The 16,314-nt window shown below is 61.8% G+C and carries 15 protein-coding genes; 9 read left to right on the forward strand and 6 right to left on the reverse strand.

The genetic code is table 11. From position 1 onward, the window contains the following. Nucleotides 1-59 precede the first annotated feature (59 nt). The 4 genes from N2600_RS25160 to N2600_RS25175 are packed head-to-tail and all read left to right on the forward strand — an operon-like array spanning nucleotide 60 to nucleotide 4,331. Entirely contained in the window at nucleotides 60-1,511 is a 1,452-nt protein-coding gene (locus tag N2600_RS25160; protein ID WP_260299230.1) for a sugar ABC transporter ATP-binding protein, read from the forward strand. Next, the gene (locus N2600_RS25165; RefSeq protein WP_222281307.1) at nucleotides 1,508-2,455 is read left to right on the forward strand and encodes an ABC transporter permease; all 948 of its coding nucleotides are present in this window, start codon (nucleotides 1,508-1,510) and stop codon (nucleotides 2,453-2,455) included. Before N2600_RS25160 ends, N2600_RS25165 begins: the two co-directional genes overlap by 4 nt. Beyond that, nucleotides 2,452-3,402, forward strand: a complete 951-nt coding sequence (locus N2600_RS25170; RefSeq protein WP_260299231.1) for an ABC transporter permease — start codon at nucleotides 2,452-2,454, stop codon at nucleotides 3,400-3,402. Before N2600_RS25165 ends, N2600_RS25170 begins: the two co-directional genes overlap by 4 nt. Nucleotides 3,403-3,416: 14 nt before the next feature. Then, a complete protein-coding gene (locus tag N2600_RS25175) occupies nucleotides 3,417-4,331 on the forward strand; it encodes an SMP-30/gluconolactonase/LRE family protein (protein WP_260299232.1) in 915 nt (304 codons plus the stop codon). A gap of 52 nt (nucleotides 4,332-4,383) precedes the next feature. On the opposite strand, the gene N2600_RS25180 is transcribed toward N2600_RS25175, so the two are convergent. After that, on the reverse strand, nucleotides 4,384-5,463 hold the full coding sequence (locus N2600_RS25180; protein ID WP_260299233.1) for a LuxR C-terminal-related transcriptional regulator: 1,080 nt from the start codon (nucleotides 5,461-5,463) through the stop codon (nucleotides 4,384-4,386). Nucleotides 5,464-5,843: 380 nt separating this feature from the next. On the opposite strand from N2600_RS25180, the gene N2600_RS25185 reads away from it, so the two are divergent. Then, a complete protein-coding gene (locus N2600_RS25185) occupies nucleotides 5,844-6,692 on the forward strand; it encodes an ADYC domain-containing protein (RefSeq protein ID WP_260299234.1) in 849 nt (282 codons plus the stop codon). A 94-nt stretch (nucleotides 6,693-6,786) separates the two neighbouring features. Further along, nucleotides 6,787-7,074, forward strand: a complete 288-nt coding sequence (locus tag N2600_RS25190) for a hypothetical protein (RefSeq protein ID WP_017967692.1) — start codon at nucleotides 6,787-6,789, stop codon at nucleotides 7,072-7,074. A 233-nt stretch (nucleotides 7,075-7,307) separates the two neighbouring features. Here the strand turns inward: N2600_RS25190 and N2600_RS25195 are convergent, their stop codons facing one another. Further along, nucleotides 7,308-8,534: an MFS transporter gene (locus tag N2600_RS25195; protein ID WP_260299235.1), complete on the reverse strand. Its 1,227-nt coding sequence runs from the start codon at nucleotides 8,532-8,534 to the stop codon at nucleotides 7,308-7,310. A 120-nt stretch (nucleotides 8,535-8,654) separates the two neighbouring features. Here N2600_RS25195 and N2600_RS25200 point away from each other — a divergent pair, with 120 nt between their 5' ends. From N2600_RS25200 to N2600_RS25210, 3 genes are all read left to right on the forward strand, one after another. Further along, a complete protein-coding gene (locus tag N2600_RS25200; RefSeq protein ID WP_260299236.1) occupies nucleotides 8,655-9,245 on the forward strand; it encodes a TetR/AcrR family transcriptional regulator in 591 nt (196 codons plus the stop codon). A 190-nt stretch (nucleotides 9,246-9,435) separates the two neighbouring features. Beyond that, nucleotides 9,436-10,773: an epoxide hydrolase family protein gene (locus N2600_RS25205; RefSeq protein WP_260299482.1), complete on the forward strand. Its 1,338-nt coding sequence runs from the start codon at nucleotides 9,436-9,438 to the stop codon at nucleotides 10,771-10,773. A 217-nt stretch (nucleotides 10,774-10,990) separates the two neighbouring features. Further along, nucleotides 10,991-11,560, forward strand: coding sequence for a nucleoside 2-deoxyribosyltransferase (locus tag N2600_RS25210; protein ID WP_162115827.1), 570 nt, complete (start codon nucleotides 10,991-10,993; stop codon nucleotides 11,558-11,560). A gap of 108 nt (nucleotides 11,561-11,668) precedes the next feature. Here the strand turns inward: N2600_RS25210 and N2600_RS25215 are convergent, their stop codons facing one another. From N2600_RS25215 to paoC, 4 genes are all read right to left on the reverse strand, one after another. After that, a complete protein-coding gene (locus tag N2600_RS25215) occupies nucleotides 11,669-12,154 on the reverse strand; it encodes a GFA family protein (protein ID WP_260299237.1) in 486 nt (161 codons plus the stop codon). 372 nt (nucleotides 12,155-12,526) lie between these two features. Then, complete coding sequence (locus N2600_RS25220) at nucleotides 12,527-13,141, reverse strand: nucleotidyltransferase family protein (RefSeq protein ID WP_260299238.1); 615 nt, start codon at nucleotides 13,139-13,141, stop codon at nucleotides 12,527-12,529. Continuing rightward, complete coding sequence (locus tag N2600_RS25225; RefSeq protein ID WP_260299239.1) at nucleotides 13,134-14,060, reverse strand: XdhC family protein; 927 nt, start codon at nucleotides 14,058-14,060, stop codon at nucleotides 13,134-13,136. The genes N2600_RS25220 and N2600_RS25225 overlap by 8 nt, the downstream gene beginning before the upstream one ends. A gap of 55 nt (nucleotides 14,061-14,115) precedes the next feature. Further along, a complete protein-coding gene (paoC, locus tag N2600_RS25230; RefSeq protein WP_260299240.1) occupies nucleotides 14,116-16,314 on the reverse strand; it encodes an aldehyde oxidoreductase molybdenum-binding subunit PaoC in 2,199 nt (732 codons plus the stop codon).

Raw genomic sequence — 16,314 nt, forward strand, 5'->3', positions numbered from 1 at the left:
ACTGCCGCGCGGCCACAGATGCCGCGCGGCATTTTTTGCAAGCAGGCATGGCGGGCAGCATGGATGACGTTGTGAAGGCGGTGATCGCCGTCGATGGCGCCAAGGTGAGCTTCGGCGCGGTCAGAGCGCTCGATGGCGTGACCCTCCGCGTCATGCCGGGCGAATGCGTCGGGCTTGTCGGACACAATGGCGCCGGCAAGTCGACCATCGTCAGCGTCATCAACGGCGGCCTCATGCCACACGAAGGAAGTGTGGCGAGCGACGGCGAGCGGCTGGAGCGCTATGGCATCAACGCTGCGCGTGCGCGCGGCGTGCGCTGCGTATTCCAGGAGCTTTCGCTCTGCCCCAACCTTTCGATCGTCGAGAACACGCGCATCATGCATCGCCATCTTGGAGGCTTCGGCTGGCGGAGGCGCGCCGCAAATATCATCGAGACGAGCCTCGACGCCGTCTTTCCCGGCCACGGCATCGACAGCAGCCGGGCCGTGGGGGATCTTTCGATCGCCGAGCGGCAGATGGTCGAGATATCAATGGCCTTTTCCGACGCCGGCATTCCCCCGCGGCTGGTGATCCTCGACGAACCCACTTCGTCGCTCGATGCAAGCCTTGCCCGGCAGATGCTTGACCATGTCCGCCGCTTCATCGCCACGGGCGGGTCCGTCATCTTCATCTCGCATATCCTGCACGAGATCCTCGAAACCTCCGATCGCATCGTCGTCATGAAGGACGGCCGCGTCGTCGCCGAGCGCCCGGCGCAAGGCTTTGACCATCACGGCCTCGTGGAAGCGATGGGCACCGTCGCGAAGGAGGAGACCAAGCAGCGCTCGGGGCGCGAACAATCCACCGCTCCGCTCATTCTGTCCCATCAGGGGAAGGGCCTTTCCTTTGCGGCGCGCAAGGGCGAGATCATCGGACTGGCGGGCCTGGCGGGCCATGGGCAGACCGAGCTGCTGCTTGCCCTGCATACCGCCCAGTCCGGCAACTGGCTGCCCGAGCGCGATCCGCTCGTCACCTTTGTCGCCGGCGACCGCCGCCTCAACGGCGTCTTCGAGTTGTGGAGCATCCTGCGCAACTTCTCCATCGCCTCGCTTGGCGACCTCTCCAGGCGCGGGCTTATCCTCGCGGATGAAGAGGAGACGAAAGGCGCCGACTGGAAGCGGCGGATCGAAATTCGCACGCCCGATATGGGCAACCGCATCCTCTCGCTTTCCGGCGGCAACCAGCAAAAGGTGCTCTTTGCTCGCGCGCTGGCGACGCGCGCGCCAATCGTGCTGATGGACGATCCGATGCGCGGCGTCGACGTCGGGACCAAGCAGGAGGTCTACGCGATTATCCGCGAGGAAGCGGCGCGCGGCCGCACCTTCATCTGGTACTCGACCGAGATGGACGAGGTCCGCCTCTGCGACCGCGTCTACGTGTTCCGCGAAGGCCGCATCACCACTGAACTCGCCGGTGATGCCGTCAACGAGAAGAACATCATCGCCGCCTCCTTCGAAGGGGTCGCCGCATGACGTTCCGGCTGTCGTCCGACGCCCTGCGTCTTGCCATTCCCGCCCTGTCGCTGACCCTGCTGCTCGCCGCCGTCTTCTGGCTGCAGCCGCGCGCCATGAGCTACGTCGGCCTCAACCTGCTGTTCAACCTGGCTGTGCCGATCGCGCTTGCGACGATCGCCCAGATGATCGTGATGGCGGTCAACGATCTCGATCTCTCGATGGGCGCCTTCGTCAGCTTCGTCGCCTGCGTCACCGCGACTTTTCTGCGGGATGCCCCGATGAGCGGCGTCCTGATCCTTACCGGCGCGATCGCAGCCTATGCGGGCCTCGGCGTCGTCATCTATCTACGCAACCTGCCGTCCATCGTCGTGACCCTCGGCATGAGCTTCGTCTGGGGTGGCCTTGCCGTCCTGCTGCTACCGGCACCGGGCGGGCAGGCGCCGGACTGGGTGCGCTGGCTGATGACCGTCAAGCCGCCGTTGGCGCCGATGGCGATCGTTGCCAGCATCGTCATCGCCTTGGTCGCCCATCTTCTCGTCATGCGATCGTCGCTCGGCGTGCTGATGCGTGGCATCGGCGGCAACCAACGCTCGGTCGAGCGCGCCGGCTGGTCGATTGTCGGCGCGCGCGCTGCCGCCTATGGTCTTGCGGGCCTCTTTGCCGTGCTTGCCGGCATCGCCCTCGTCGGGCTGACCACCTCGGCCGATGCCAATATAGCGCTGCGCTACACGCTGCTGTCGATCGCCGGCGTGATCCTCGGCGGTGGCGAGTTCATCGGCGGCCGCGTCTCCCCGATCGGCGCCGTCATCGGCGCGCTGACGCTGACGCTCGCCGGCTCGTTCCTGTCCTTCCTGCGCATCTCGCCGGACTGGCAGATCGGGGCTCAGGGCGCGATCCTGATCATCGTGCTGGCACTTCGGCTGATGCTGAATCGCCTGGAGAAGCGGGAGAAACGTCGATGACCGCCCTCCTTCGCCTTTTCGGCAAACCCTGGATCTGGTCTTGGCTTGCCGCCTTTGTCGTCTGGTTCCTGACGATCATGGTCACACTCGGCGCCAGCACGCTCGGTCTGTCGCAAGCAGCCCTCACCTTCGCCGCCTTTTCGGTCATCGTCGGCATTGGCCAGATGTTCGTGATCACGCTCGGCCCCGGCAATATCGATCTCTCGGTTCCCGCCACCATGACGCTTGCCGGCACGGTGGCACTGAAGCTGATGAATGTCGAAAACGGCATGATCCTGCCGGGCCTTCTTGTCGCCATTGTCATCGGCCTTGTTGTCGGCCTCGGCAATTATGCGCTCATCAAGGCGCTGCGCATTCCGCCGATCATCGCCACACTGTCCATGAGCTTCATCGTCCAATCCGCGGCGATCTGGACGAACCGGGGCTTGCGCATCAAACCTCCGAGCGTGCTGGCGGAATTCACGACGTCGAACACGCTCGGCATGCCGAACGCGGCGATCGTGGCATTCCTCATCTCGCTCCTTGCCTGGTTCCTGCTCGAGAAAACGATCTACGGGCGCTGGATCTCGGCGATCGGCCAGAGCATGCCGGCCGCGCGCATGGCCGGCATACCCGTCGACGGCACGCGTTTCGTCACCTACCTCTTCTGTGCCGTGCTCGCCTCGGTCGCCGGCTATCTGCTTGCCTGCTTCTCCGGCGGCGCAGCGCTCAACATGGGCTCGGAATATCTGCTGATGTCGATCGCCGTCGTGGTGATCGGCGGCACGGCGGTTGCCGGCGGCGATTCCAATGTGCCGGGGATCTGGGGCGCATCGCTCTTCATGTTCCTGGTCGTCTCCATGCTCAACACTTACGGATTCGGCGCGGGCATCCGCCTGATCTTGACCGGCCTCATCATCATCAGCGTCATCATGCTCGCCGGCGGTCGCCGGGCCGGCATGCGATAAACGGGAAGACCGCCATGGCCGAGGCCAGCATTTACGAAATCCACGACGCGCGCTTCCGGCAGATGATCGTGACCAGCGCCGGTCTCGACGAACTCTATTCCGGCTGCCGCTGGGCGGAGGGTCCCGTCTGGTTCAACGACGCCAACCAGCTGCTGTGGAGCGACATACCCAACCAGCGCATGCTGCGGTGGACGCCGGAGAGCGGCGTCTCCGTCTATCGCCAACCATCCAACTTCACCAACGGCCATACGCGCGACAGGCAGGGGCGGCTGATCTCCTGCGAACATGGGACGCGCCGCGTCACGCGCACCGAGGTCGACGGCTCGATCACCGTGCTCGCCGACCGTTTTGATGGCGCCAGGCTCAATTCGCCGAACGACGTGGTGGTGAAATCAGACGGCACCATCTGGTTCACCGACCCGACCTACGGCATCATGTCGGACTACGAAGGCTTTCGCGCCGAGCCGGAGCAACCGACGCGCAACGTCTATCGGCTCGATCCGACGAGCGGCGCGCTTGCGGCTGTCGTCACGGATTTCATCCAACCGAACGGCCTCGCCTTCTCGCCCGACGAGACCATCCTCTACGTTGCGGATTCGGCCGCAAGCCATGACGAAAGCCTGCCGCGCCACATCCGCGCTTTCGACGTGGTCGACGGCAACAGGCTGACGAACGGCCGCGTCTTCTGCCTCATCGATAACGGCATCCCGGACGGCATTCGCACAGACGTGAACGGGAACATCTGGTCAAGCGCGGCCGATGGCGTGCATTGCTTCGACCCCACAGGCAAACTGATCGGCAAGATCCGCGTCCCGCAAACCGTCGCCAACATCACCTTCGGCGGGCCCAGACGCAACCGGCTGTTTATTGCAGCGACGCATTCGGTTTATTCGGTCTATGTCGCCATGAGTGGGGCTCAGGTGCCGTGAGGTCTTGACGGTCGCCTTGGATGAGATCGAACTATCGACCCTGCAATCCGTATCACGTGGTGTTAGCCGATGTCGCCAGCGACATCCCGTGCATGATTGGTGATGCGATCGTCGAAACGAGGGCGACGAGATCGGCCTGACGTGCGGTGGAGGTCTTTGCATAGACCCGGCCAAGATGGGTCTTCAGCGTATTCTCGCTGATTGCCAGAGTTGCAGCACATTGCGCAGCACTCAATCCTCTGCCTATCTGCAGGACGACCCGCGCCTCGGCCGGGGTCAGATCGTAAAGCGTGATCAACACGTCTTCCGGCGGAGGCGAAGCCGAAATGGTGGTTGATATGAACACGGCAGCGCATGCGGGCCTAAAAGCTGCCCGAGCCGTCCCTTCGCTCAACGGCAGGATATAGGCGACCGCCGGAGACTGGCCCGGAGTGGAAATCGGAAGGCCGATACCGCGCGACCCCAACAGGGCGTCCGCATGGGCTGCGGCCCCGATTGCTTCCAGCAAAGCACGTGAAACCATGGGTGTCTGGGCCTGAAGAACGCCGTTTCGCGAGCGCAGAAGTATACGCTCGTCAAGCAATTTTGCCGCATGGGTGTTGGCGTGAAGAACCGCCCCATCTGCTCCAGTGAGAATGATGGGAACTGCGAGGCTGTCGAGGACACCGCGATATATGCCGGTGGTGACGCGCGTCTGATCCAAAAGGTCGCCAATCAGGGAAGCTCGCCGCAGGTGGGGTGAAAGCAAGGCTAGAAAGCGCTGTTCTTCCGCGCTGATGGGCGGCCGGTTCGCCCACGTCGTCGTACTGAATAGTCCAATCCGGTCGGCAGTATGGACGAACTTCGTCGTACACGCCTCGCGGAGGCCTTGAGGCTTTGCCCATTCTTGGAAGAATGCGGATTGCTCCAGTTCCCCTTCGCTGACGAGAGACAATGTCCGCTGCGGCAGATCAATGTCGCCAATGACCGCGGCCCTCAGGCCCGGTATCGCGTCGAGTTCATAGTCCTGTAGCGCTCTCAACTGCTCGGCGTCCCAGGGAGACTGAGCCGCAAATCTACCTCGGCTATCCGTGACGCTAGTGAGTGCAATCGTCGTATAGGCCGCGTCGATGGTGCTGGTAATGCGGGTCATGACACCCGTCCAGCCTTCCGGGCTCAAAGCGCAATCATAGATATCGCCGATTATCGAAGACAGTATTTCGTCACCCAGCCTACTCATGCGGTCCCCTGCGCAATCGCTTCTTCCACCTCTGCCAGCCAGACACTGGCAGGAATACTGGGAGATATGCAATCGAAAGCTTTCGTGGCGCAAGCTCTGCGGGAGACAAAGCTTAAGACATCATACTTGCGGGTGACGACGGCGCCGGGAGGGTCCTTTAGACGTCGTTGCTCAAGGCGCGCCGCGCTCTTTCATAGAACTTCGATCTCGAGACCTTCCATGGATATCCGCCACTATCAACTGCGCCAACGCGCAAGAGCCGTTGCGGTATTTATTGTGATCGTGTGGCCATAATGATCGCAACATTTATCAAACTGGCTGTTGGCGCTCTGCTCTTTTGCGCGGCATTCGCGAGCTCTTCGCTTCCGGCTGCGGCCGCAGCGTCGCCGCCGGAGCGGATCGAGAAAACCGAGGTGGTCGGAACTGCGTTCCGATTTACCTTCTCGAGCGGCAAAGTTCTTCAGGGCAAGGAACTCGTTGGCGCAACCCTGTCGCTACGCTTGTCCGGCGATGCTGTTGCCCACCGTGTCCGCATTGATGACATCGTGACCGACAGCCGTGATCCCGACGGCGAGGTGCTCCTGCACAAAGTCACCGTTGTCGATGGCCGAACACCGGTCGAACTATGCGACCCTGATCCTGATGGAAATCGCTGGATGTTTCCGCTCAAGGGGCAATGGAATTCGGAGGGAAAGATGATTTCGCAGTCCGGTTTTACCCTTACATGTTCAGCCGGAGCACAGGGGAAGTGCGTCCGCTTCGGTTACAAGCCCTGGAAAACCCTGTCCGACGGGACGGATCTGGCGGAGTATCACCGCGCCTGCGTCAATATGGTCCGTGCCGACTATTGCGGCGATCGCGCCACGACCCGAACGGGCATGAAGATCGACATTTACGACGATCGCGGCATCCAACGCGAGGCGGAGAGTTCCGGGAGCGATGAGCTGAGTTTCGAAGCGGGATGGAGTACCGCGGGCGCTGTCTGCGTGGCTCATACCCGTGTCCCGGACAAGATGACCCTCGACGGTCTGCAGCACTCCTGTCCCCGCCTCGCCAACCGCCTCGGCTCGGTGCTTTGCACGGCACAGAACGCCAAAACCGGACTGTTCGGCAAGGCGTTGATTTTCAACCGCTCCCACTAGCGGCAACACCGTTTCCTGTCTTCAAAACCTTGAAGCGCAGGAATTTCAAAACCGCTGGATTGTCCTCGGTTCTCTTCAACCAAAGGAAATGATCATGAAAATCCGCCAACTCGTCGCCGCCGCACTTCTCACTGCGTCAGCGGTTCCGGCATCTGCGGAAACCGTCAGCAATGCCATCACTGCAAACGCGATAACGGCCAATGCCATCACTGCGAATGCCATTACCGCGAACGCCATCACCGCGAATGCGATTACCTCCAATGCCCTCAACACGAACGCTCTTTCAGCCGCAACTGTCGCACCCGTCGGAGAGATAGGCGCCGGTAGTGTCGATGACGTCATTGGCGTGGAACTGCCGAGCGGCAAGACCATCACGAAATGAGCCAGGGAGGGGCGAGCGCTGTTCGCCCCTGCTCTCCAGGCGAAGGCGATGTTTTGACTCGGTTGGATTGCATTCCTCGATGCAGACGGCGATGGCGTCGATCAGCGCTCCAGATCGATCTGCTTCAGCCTGGTTCCGGGCAACAGAACGCCCGCCAGAATATCCTGCAGGACAAGGTCCGTGACATCGTGCGTTTCGGAAGTCTCCTGCGCCGTTGCTTTCGATCGCCCACCCTACTGCGCCGGCTCCAGCATCCCGCAATCTTCTCCGTCGGTGCACTCGCCCGAAAGTGTACGCTGACCGAGCGCAATGATAAGGACGGTGGCGGCCCCGGCCGCCGCAGACACCCAGAACCCGCTCTGGGGGCCGTAGGCATCGACGACCCAGCCCGAGACGAAGGCGCCGAGCGCCATACCGATGCCGATGCCGGTCATCACCCAGGTGACACCTTCCGTCAGCACCGATTCCGGCACGCGACGCTCAATCAGTCCGAAGGCCGTTATAAAGGTCGGCGAGATCGCGATGCCGCTGACGAAGACGGCGGTAGCAAGCAGGGTTACCGAGCTGCCGGCGACGAGCAGCGGCAGCGAGGTCAGTGCGAGGATCGCAACAGCGATCAGCAGCTGACGCTGCAAGGGGATGCGCAGATTAAGCGCGCCGAGGGTCAAACCCACTAGGAAGGAACCGAGGGCATAGACACCGATGACCAGGCTTGCCGCATTCGGCTGACCAAGCTCCTTGGTGATGGCGACAACGCTCACTTCAGCGGTTGCGAAGATCGCGCCGACGAAGATCAGCGCGAGTGTGATGATCTGCACCGGACGCTGGCGGATCGCGGAGCCAACCGAAGCCGCGCCGGCGACATGACGCACCTTCGGCTCGGTGCCGCGCTGCACGATGAAGGCGGCCGTCCCGAGCGCCAGAAAAGCCGTGCTCACCATCATGCCGGCTTCGGGGAATAAGGCGACGGCCAGCCCGACCGACAGCGAGGCACCGGCGATATAGACCAGTTCGTCCGCGGCACTTTCGAACGCGAAGGCCGTGTTGAGCTCGGGCCGGTTGCGAAAGAGTTCCGTCCAGCGGGCCCGCATCAGCGCCGGAATGCTTGGCATAGCCGCCGCGAGGAAGGCTGAGGCAAAGAGCGTCCACACCGGCCAGTTCTGGTTGGCCGCGGCGATCAGCGCGATGAACGCCAGCACCGATACGATGGTTGTGGGAACGACCACTGCCGTCTGGCCCAGCCGGTCGACCGCTCGCGAAATCTGCGGCGAGACCACCGCATTGGTGAGTGCATAGGTCGCCGACACGGCGCCTGCCAGCCAATATTCGCCATGTGCCTGGGAGAGCATAGCAACGATGCCAATCGGCGCCATGGCGATGGGAAGGCGTGCGAAAAAGCCGGCTGCGGAGAAGCCCTTGGCTCCAGGTGCCGCGAATATTTGCCTATACGGATTTGACATGGGACGATCCTTCCATCTATCGGACAGAACACTTATATACGGAGCGTATGTGTTTAGAAATAATGCATACGCTCCGTATGTCAATGAAAAAGATACGCGGCGTATGCCAATGGAGAAGCCATGCGCAAACCGCGCGGGGAGATGATCGCAGAGACCCGCGGCAAACTTATCGCAGCCGGGCGGCGTGCCTTTGGCACGATCGGCTACGCGGAAGCCTCGATGGACGATTTCACCGGCGAAGCGGGATTGACGCGCGGGGCCCTCTATCACCACTTCGGTGACAAGAAGGGTCTGCTCCAGGCTGTCATCATGGAAATCGACGCTGAGATGACGGAGCGGTTGAACGAGGTCTCGGCCGCCGCTCCGACACGCTGGCAGGGCTTTGTCGACGAATGCTCCGCTTATATCGAAATGGCGCTTGAACCGGAAATCCGGCGTATCATGTTTCGCGATGGCCCGGCTGTGCTCGGTGATATATCGCAATGGCAGAACACCCCCGGCTGTATCGCCGCCCTCTCCCGCAGCCTCGACCGACTCAAGGCCGATGGCGAGATCATCGACATCGACACCGAAACCGCCGCCCGCCTCATCAATGGCGCCAGCAGCCATATGGCGCTTTGGATCGCCAATGCCGAGAATCCGGAGGGGGTTTCGGAGCGGGCGGTCGCGGGGTTCAAGGCTATGTTGGGCAGCCTCCGCAGGCAGCAATGAGGTGTTTGATTTCCTATTCAGGCGCCGTGGGCACCAGGTCGTTCCATGACGATCGTGTTCCCGCCTCTGTGTAGCCGCCACACTCCGATACTTTTTTGGCATTTCTAGAAACATGCCAGATACGCAGACCCGTCAGACATCACTCCGTCACGAAATGTCGCCCCTGGGCGACAACAACATGGAGTGCCTCATGAAGAAGATAGACAATATTCTCGCCTGGCGCCGCCTTGCCCGCGGTGCAATGGTGATGGCGGTTGGACCAATGTTGCTGTTTTCAGCCGGTTACCTTGTGCCAGCGAGTACCGCCGATCTCACATCGGACGGGCCAGCGACGCCGATCGGGGCCGACGAAAAGATCCGCCCGTTCCAGATCCACGTTCCGCAGTCACAGCTTGACGATCTGCGCAGGCGCATTGCCGAAACGCGTTGGCCAGACAAGGAAACCGTGAGTGACGCCTCGCAAGGCATTCAGCTTTCGCGCGTCCAGGATCTGGTGCGTTACTGGGGCACTGATTACGATTGGCGCAAAGCTGAGGCTGAGCTCAATGCACTTCCGGAATTCATCACGACGATCGACGGGGTCGATATCCAGTTCATTCATGTACGATCGCGTCATCCCAACGCCCTTCCGGTCATCCTGACCCATGGCTGGCCGGGCTCGACCTTTGAGTTCATCAAGGCGATCGGCCCTCTTACAGATCCGACTGCTTATGGCGGCAAAGCGGAGGACGCATTTGATGTCGTCATCCCTTCCATCCCCGGCTACGGCTTTTCGGGTAAGCCCACGGAGCTTGGCTGGGGGCCCGACCGCGTTGCGCGAGCATGGGACATCCTGATGAAGCGGCTCGGCTACGCGCACTACGTTTCCCAGGGTGGCGACCACGGTTCCGTTATCTCCGACGCGTTGGCGCGCCAGGCACCCAAGGGCTTGCTTGGTATTCATCTCAACATGCCGGCGACCGTTCCGGGCAATCTCACCAAGGCGATCAACAGTGGAGACCCGGCTCCTGCGGGACTGTCGGCGCCCGAGCGGGATGCCTTTGAATCGTTGAGCACCTTCTTCGGCCGGAATGCCGCCTATGGGGCCGTGATGGTGACGCGTCCGCAGACGATCGGCTACTCGCTTTCCGACTCGCCGTCCGGCCTGGCTGCATGGATCTACGAAAAATTTGCGCAGTGGAGCGACAGTGAGGGCATTCCTGAACGCGTTTTTTCCAAGGACGAAATGCTGAATGACATCACGCTGTACTGGCTGACCAACACTGGGGCATCCTCGTCGCGGTTCTATTGGGAAAACAACAACAACAATTTCAGCGCGGACGCCCAGAAGACCAAAGAGATCAAGATCCCGGTGGCCATCAGCGTATTCCCAAAGGAGATCTACCAGGCGCCGGAGAGTTGGAGCAAGCAGGCCTATCCCACGCTGCATTATTACCACCGTGTCGATATGGGCGGTCACTTCGCCGCCTGGGAACAGCCCAAACTCTTCGCTGAGGAATTGCGAGAGGCGTTCCGGTCGGTGCGTTGATACACCGGCGGTCAATACCCGTTCGGCGTGTCGACGTCGAGCGGGGCCGCGTCGCCAATTTCAACATCGAGCACGAGCAGGCCCGATGTGGCGACGGCGTTGCGCTGCCGACGCAGCCCTTACAATCCAGTGGGCGGTTTCGCCCACTGGATTGTGATCCTACTTCGCTGTAGAGCGAGGAAGGTATTTTGATGCCATCCCTTTTAGGTGCGATTTTATGACAAAAAAAGTTTATCTCGCCGGTCCGGAGGTCTTCCTTCCCAACGCCCGTGAAATGCTCGACCGCAAGGCGGCACTTGCCCGTGAGGCGGGACTTATCCCACTCTCGCCCGGCGATCTGGAAATCCCGCACACGAACTCGAAACGCGAGCGGGCGGCTGCGATAAACGCGGTGGACGAGAAGATGATGATTGAGGCTGACGCGATCATCGCCAACCTGACGCCCTTTCGCGGCATTGCGGCCGATACAGGGACAGCCTTCGAACTCGGCTTTATGTGCGCAAGCGGTAAGCCTGTATTCGCTTACACGAATGTGGCTCGCGATCACAGCGGACGAGTGAGCGATCTTTATGGCGGGGCCATCGCCTATGATGGCGACGGTCGATTGCGAGACCCGAATGGAATTGCGGTCGAGGATTTCGGCCTGGCCGACAATCTGATGCTGCACGCCGGGATTGAGCGGCGCGGTGGCGTCCTCATCGTCGGAGACGCGGCGCGCGATGCGCTCTATACGGATCTTGCCGCATTCAAGGCCTGTCTTGCCGTCGCCGTCGAAAAACTGCGCTAAGGCGCTCAATAATCAGTAGTCCCTCGGTCGACCGCTTGCAGCCCGCTTCACGCCGCCCGAGAGGATCGCCGCTCAGTCGCGCGTTGTGTGGGTGGACAAGTTTGAGAGTTAGCCGGACGGCGGCCAATGATCGGTGTCATGGTCAGGATGCTGATGATTGGTGCTGCTGATCCGGTGCAACATCTGGGGATTGTCGGCGTAGGTCGGTCGCTCGCCCGGCACTTGGGCCAGGTTGGCGTACCAGGACACCCGGCTCTCGTTGCCGCATTGGTTTTCGGGCGGCGCCCGATCGGGCTCATCGAGGGTACCGACCAAAACTCCGATGTCGTCACCATCGGGAGAATCGAAGGTGAGTGGGGTGCCACAGTCACGGCAAAAACCACGTCGGCCGACGTCCGAGCTGTGAAAATAGCTGATTGCGCCACGCGTCAGGCGAAAGGCGGGCTTCATCACCGGGCAGATGATCGCGAACGGACCGCCCACAGCCTTCTGGCACATCCGGCAGTGGCAGATATGGACGTTTTGCGGCGGCTCCTCCAGCGCGTACCGCACGGCGCCGCATTGGCAGCCACCCGTTAGAACGACGGTCTGCATGCGGACAAACCATGGAAAGATCGCGCTGGCTCGCGTTGTATTGGCGGAGTACGTGTCACCTGGGGGCGAAATCGTTGAAACGGTGCCCCCGTTTGGTAAGGGTGTGTGTCCAGGGCGGAGGCGCCTTGCCGGCACCAAAAAGTAGCGTCTTCGGTGAGCATAGAGCCGGTCCTCACTTCTCCATTGCAGCACGTTTTCACACCTGCAACCGCGTCCTCAATAACAATTATTTCGCAGGATCGAAACCCGTCTGTGACGACGTGTTCTGACGGACGTCAACGTCACCTATGTATAAACATATCTCGACCCACCTTTAGCCGTGGTGGTTCCAGACCGAATGCAAGCGGACCATCTCGCCGCCATGCCCGCGAGTTAGTTCTTAATCGCGCCTCCGGCGGCCACGATATCGTCCGGCGTGTCGACGTCGAGGCAAGCTGCATCGCCGACATCGACATCGAGCACGGGCAGCCCTGACGTCGCAATGATATCGCGCGCGCCGACGTCGCCCTCAAGTCTCAGCACTGCCTGTTTGAGAGCACGCGGCAGAATAACGGGATTGCCGGGCTTGCCGCGTGAGACGGCGCGCACGGCAGCCTCGCCGCCCGCATTGCGAAATGCTAAAATCAAGGCATCGAGATGTGCGGTGGAAAGGCCGGGCATATCGGCCAGCATGACGAGAATGCCGTCGGCACCGTCAGCCCGCTTCGATGAGACACCTGCCATCAGCGAACTCGCCATGCCGCTGGCGTAGTCGGGATTATCGATGAAAGTCAAATCGAGCCCATCGAGCGCGGCCTCGATCTCGCTCCTGCGATGGCCGGTGACGACAATGACGGATCCGGCATCCGCACCGAGCGCGATCAATGCCGACCGCCTCACGAGCGGCACGCCGTCGAATTCGCCCAGCAACTTGTGTTTCCCGCCCTCACCCATGCGGCTTGCCTTGCCGGCAGCGAGAACGACGATCGCGACCGATGCCTTAAGCATAAGCCACCAGTCTTGCCGCGGCGATATCAGCCAGAACCGACAGAGCGAGCGACGTTGCATCCCGTGTCGGGCCGAACATCCCGATAGGCGCCTTGATGCGAGCGATGTCGTCCCGTTTGAAAGCCATGGCTCTCAGCCGCTCGACACGTCGACGATGCGTCCGGGTGCTGCCGAGCGCGCCGATGTAGAACCCAGGCGAGGCAAGTGCGGTCTCGAGAATGGCAGCTTCGGCGTCAAGCTCATGATGCAGGAGCACGACGGCCGTGAAGGGATCGATAATGTCGGCAACCGGCCGGACCCCGCCCGGCGCCACGGCAATCACGTCGTAGCCGGAAGCCTCGGCCAGTCGTGCGACGGCCTGCGCTTCGATCGTCTGCCCGGAAAGGAGGACGCGGGTGCGGGGACGGTAGACGGTCAGGAAATCTCGCTCGAGCCAGCACGTCCGTGGCAGCGGTTCTACCGGTTCGAGCGCCTGCCGCTCTGGCGAATATGCAAGGCCGGCTGCCTGCCTGCGTTCGAGACGCTCCAGCACATGCCGCAAAGCTCCGACATCTTTCAGGACATGGATTGCGACAGAGATTCCGCCGCCACAGGGAAGGACGATGTCGAAGAAGGGCGAGCCGTCGCCGAACTTGACCATTCGGTCGCGCCCTTTTGCCATTGCCAGAAGCGCTTCGGAAGCGACGGCGGCTTCTACACATCCGCCGGAGACATAGCCGCAGAACCGCCCGTCTGCGGCGACCACCATATGAGCGCCGAGCGCGCGCGCAGCCCCGCCCCGGATGTCGACGAGGGTGGCAAGTGCCGCCGCGCCACGACGATGCGCGTCTATCGCGAAGCGAAGCAGTTCCGCAGGGTCGTCGGTGGACGAGGCTCTGACGGGAATTGGCGCCGTGACGGTTGCAAGTGACTGATGCATGGGAAATCCTACAGGAATTAGCGGCGGTCCGGCTTTCGGACCGCCGTCGACGTGATCAGGCCACGTCCGGCAAGCCGCCGATCAGCTTGTCAAGCGTCAGCGGGTAGTGCCGAACCCTGACGCCGGTCGCATTGTAAACGGCGTTGGCAATCGCTGCCGCAACGCCGCAAAGGCCGAGTTCGCCGACGCCCTTCGCCTTCATCGGCGAGGACATCGGATCGGTCTCTTCCATGAAGATCACCTCCTGGTGCGGAATGTCGGCATGCACCGCGACTTCGTAGCTGGCGAGGTCGTGATTGACGAAGAAGCCGCGGCGGGTATCGACCGCCAATTCCTCCGACAGCGCTGCGCCGGCCCCCATCGTCATTGCGCCGATGACCTGGCTGCGGGCGGTGATCGGGTTGAGGATGCGGCCTGCCGCGCAGACTGCCAGCATCCTGCGGATCCGGCTTTCTCCGGTGGCAATGTCGACTCCAACCTCCACGAAGTGCGCTCCGAATGTCGATTGCTGATGCGTCTCGGTGAGCTCACCCCACTTGATGGTGTCCTCGCCGACAAGGCCATCCGGACCGGCGGCCTCGGCAAGAGGTACCGAACGATTGCCCGAGCGCACCTCTCCGTTCTCGAAGACGATGTCTTCGGAATTGAAGCCGAGCTTCTTGGCGATGGCTTCACGCAGCTTGACGCAGGCTGCATAGACGCCAGACGTCGAAGAGTTCGCACCGAACTGTCCGCCGGAGCCTGCCGAAACAGGAAAACGCGAGTCGCCGAGCTGGACGGCAACCTTGTCGATCGTGACACCCATCATTTCGGCGGCCGTTTGGGCGATGATGGTGTAGCTGCCGGTTCCGATATCGGTCATGTCGGTTTCAACCGTCACGACGCCTTCTTGGTCGAGCTTCACCCTTGCTCCGGAAGGAAGCACGAGGTTGTTGCGGAAGGCAGCGGCTACGCCCATGCCGACCAGCCAGTTTCCCTCCCGTTTGGAACCTGGTCTTCCCCGTTCGCTCCAGCCAAACCGCTCGGCGCCGAGCTTGAGGCAGCCGATGAGATTGCGCTGGGAAAAAGGCCGCTCCGGCTTCTCCGGATCGACCTGCGTATCGTTGACGATCCGAAACTGCACGGGATCGATCTCAACTTTTTCGGCAATCTCGTCGATGGCGATTTCGAGCGCCATCAGTCCGGGGGCTTCGCCCGGAGCGCGCATGGCGTTGCCCTCTGGAAGGTGAAGTGTCGCCAGCCGCATCGCGGTCATGCGGTTCGCCGCGGCATAGAGAAGACGGGTCTGATTGACGGCGGTCTCAAGCTGACCGCCGGGTTGGTCGCCGGACCAACTTTCGTGCGCAATGGCGGTTATCTTGCCGTCACGCTCGGTTCCAATACGGATCCGCTGGATTGTCGCCGGCCGATGAGTTGTGTTGTTCGGCATGAGCGGTCGTGGAAGAGCGACTTTGACCGGCCGCCCGACCGCCTTTGCTCCGAACGCGGCAAGCACGGCGTCGGCTCGCAGGAAGAGCTTGCCGCCGAACCCGCCGCCGATGAACGGCGACATCAGATGGACCTTTTCCTTGTCGATGCCGAGTGTGGTCGCCAGATCCGTGCGCCACCAGTCGATCATCTGACTTGACGTCCACACGGTCAGTTCATCGCCGCTCCAGGCAGCTATGGAAGCATGCGGCTCCATCATGGAATGGGATTGGTCGGGCGTCGTGTAGGTCGCGTCCAGAGTGACGGGCGCTGACCTGAAGGCAGCCTCGAAATCGCCGACTGCGGTATCGGGTTGCTGCGATTGGTCCGGCTCGACGGCTTTATCCTTTGCCTGGCCGAGATCGTAAACACCCTTTTCTTCGGCGTAATCGACCTTGACCAGAGCGGCTGCGGCACGCGCCTGCTCGAAGCTCTCGGCAACGACGACGGCGACTGTCTGGTGATAGTGCTGAACCTCGTCGCCGCCGAAGAGCTTGGCGGTGTTGAACTTGCCCTTCTTCCGCTCGCCGACGTCGAGTGTCGTCACGACGGCAAGCACACCGGGAGCCGTCTTGGCGGCGGAAACGTCCATGGAGGTGATGCGGCCCTTGGCGATGGCCGCGCCAACCGGATAACCATAGGCGTAGCGCATATTCGGATCGTGCCACTCATAAGCATACATTGCCCGGCCGGTCGTCTTGAGCTGACCGTCGATCCGGTGGATCGGCTGTCCGACGACCTTCAGATTGTCGATCGGGTTGGTTGTCGCTGGCGTATCGAACTGCAT

This window comes from Rhizobium sp. WSM1274 (assembly GCF_025200775.1).
Taxonomy (GTDB): domain Bacteria; phylum Pseudomonadota; class Alphaproteobacteria; order Rhizobiales; family Rhizobiaceae; genus Rhizobium; species Rhizobium leguminosarum_I.

Bases quoted from the DNA above. Each gene is read 5' to 3' on its own strand.
- N2600_RS25160 (WP_260299230.1), top strand. From the start codon at position 60: ATGGATGACGTTGTGAAGGCGGTGATCGCCGTCGATGGCGCCAAGGTG.
- N2600_RS25165 (WP_222281307.1), top strand. From the start codon at position 1,508: ATGACGTTCCGGCTGTCGTCCGACGCCCTGCGTCTTGCCATTCCCGCC.
- N2600_RS25170 (WP_260299231.1), top strand. From the start codon at position 2,452: ATGACCGCCCTCCTTCGCCTTTTCGGCAAACCCTGGATCTGGTCTTGG.
- N2600_RS25175 (WP_260299232.1), top strand. From the start codon at position 3,417: ATGGCCGAGGCCAGCATTTACGAAATCCACGACGCGCGCTTCCGGCAG.
- N2600_RS25180 (WP_260299233.1), bottom strand. From the start codon at position 5,463: ATGACCCGCATTACCAGCACCATCGACGCGGCCTATACGACGATTGCA.
- N2600_RS25185 (WP_260299234.1), top strand. From the start codon at position 5,844: ATGATCGCAACATTTATCAAACTGGCTGTTGGCGCTCTGCTCTTTTGC.
- N2600_RS25190 (WP_017967692.1), top strand. From the start codon at position 6,787: ATGAAAATCCGCCAACTCGTCGCCGCCGCACTTCTCACTGCGTCAGCG.
- N2600_RS25195 (WP_260299235.1), bottom strand. From the start codon at position 8,534: ATGTCAAATCCGTATAGGCAAATATTCGCGGCACCTGGAGCCAAGGGC.
- N2600_RS25200 (WP_260299236.1), top strand. From the start codon at position 8,655: ATGCGCAAACCGCGCGGGGAGATGATCGCAGAGACCCGCGGCAAACTT.
- N2600_RS25205 (WP_260299482.1), top strand. From the start codon at position 9,436: ATGAAGAAGATAGACAATATTCTCGCCTGGCGCCGCCTTGCCCGCGGT.
- N2600_RS25210 (WP_162115827.1), top strand. From the start codon at position 10,991: ATGACAAAAAAAGTTTATCTCGCCGGTCCGGAGGTCTTCCTTCCCAAC.
- N2600_RS25215 (WP_260299237.1), bottom strand. From the start codon at position 12,154: ATGCAGACCGTCGTTCTAACGGGTGGCTGCCAATGCGGCGCCGTGCGG.
- N2600_RS25220 (WP_260299238.1), bottom strand. From the start codon at position 13,141: ATGCTTAAGGCATCGGTCGCGATCGTCGTTCTCGCTGCCGGCAAGGCA.
- N2600_RS25225 (WP_260299239.1), bottom strand. From the start codon at position 14,060: ATGCATCAGTCACTTGCAACCGTCACGGCGCCAATTCCCGTCAGAGCC.
- paoC (WP_260299240.1), bottom strand. From the start codon at position 16,314: ATGCAGTTCGATACGCCAGCGACAACCAACCCGATCGACAATCTGAAG.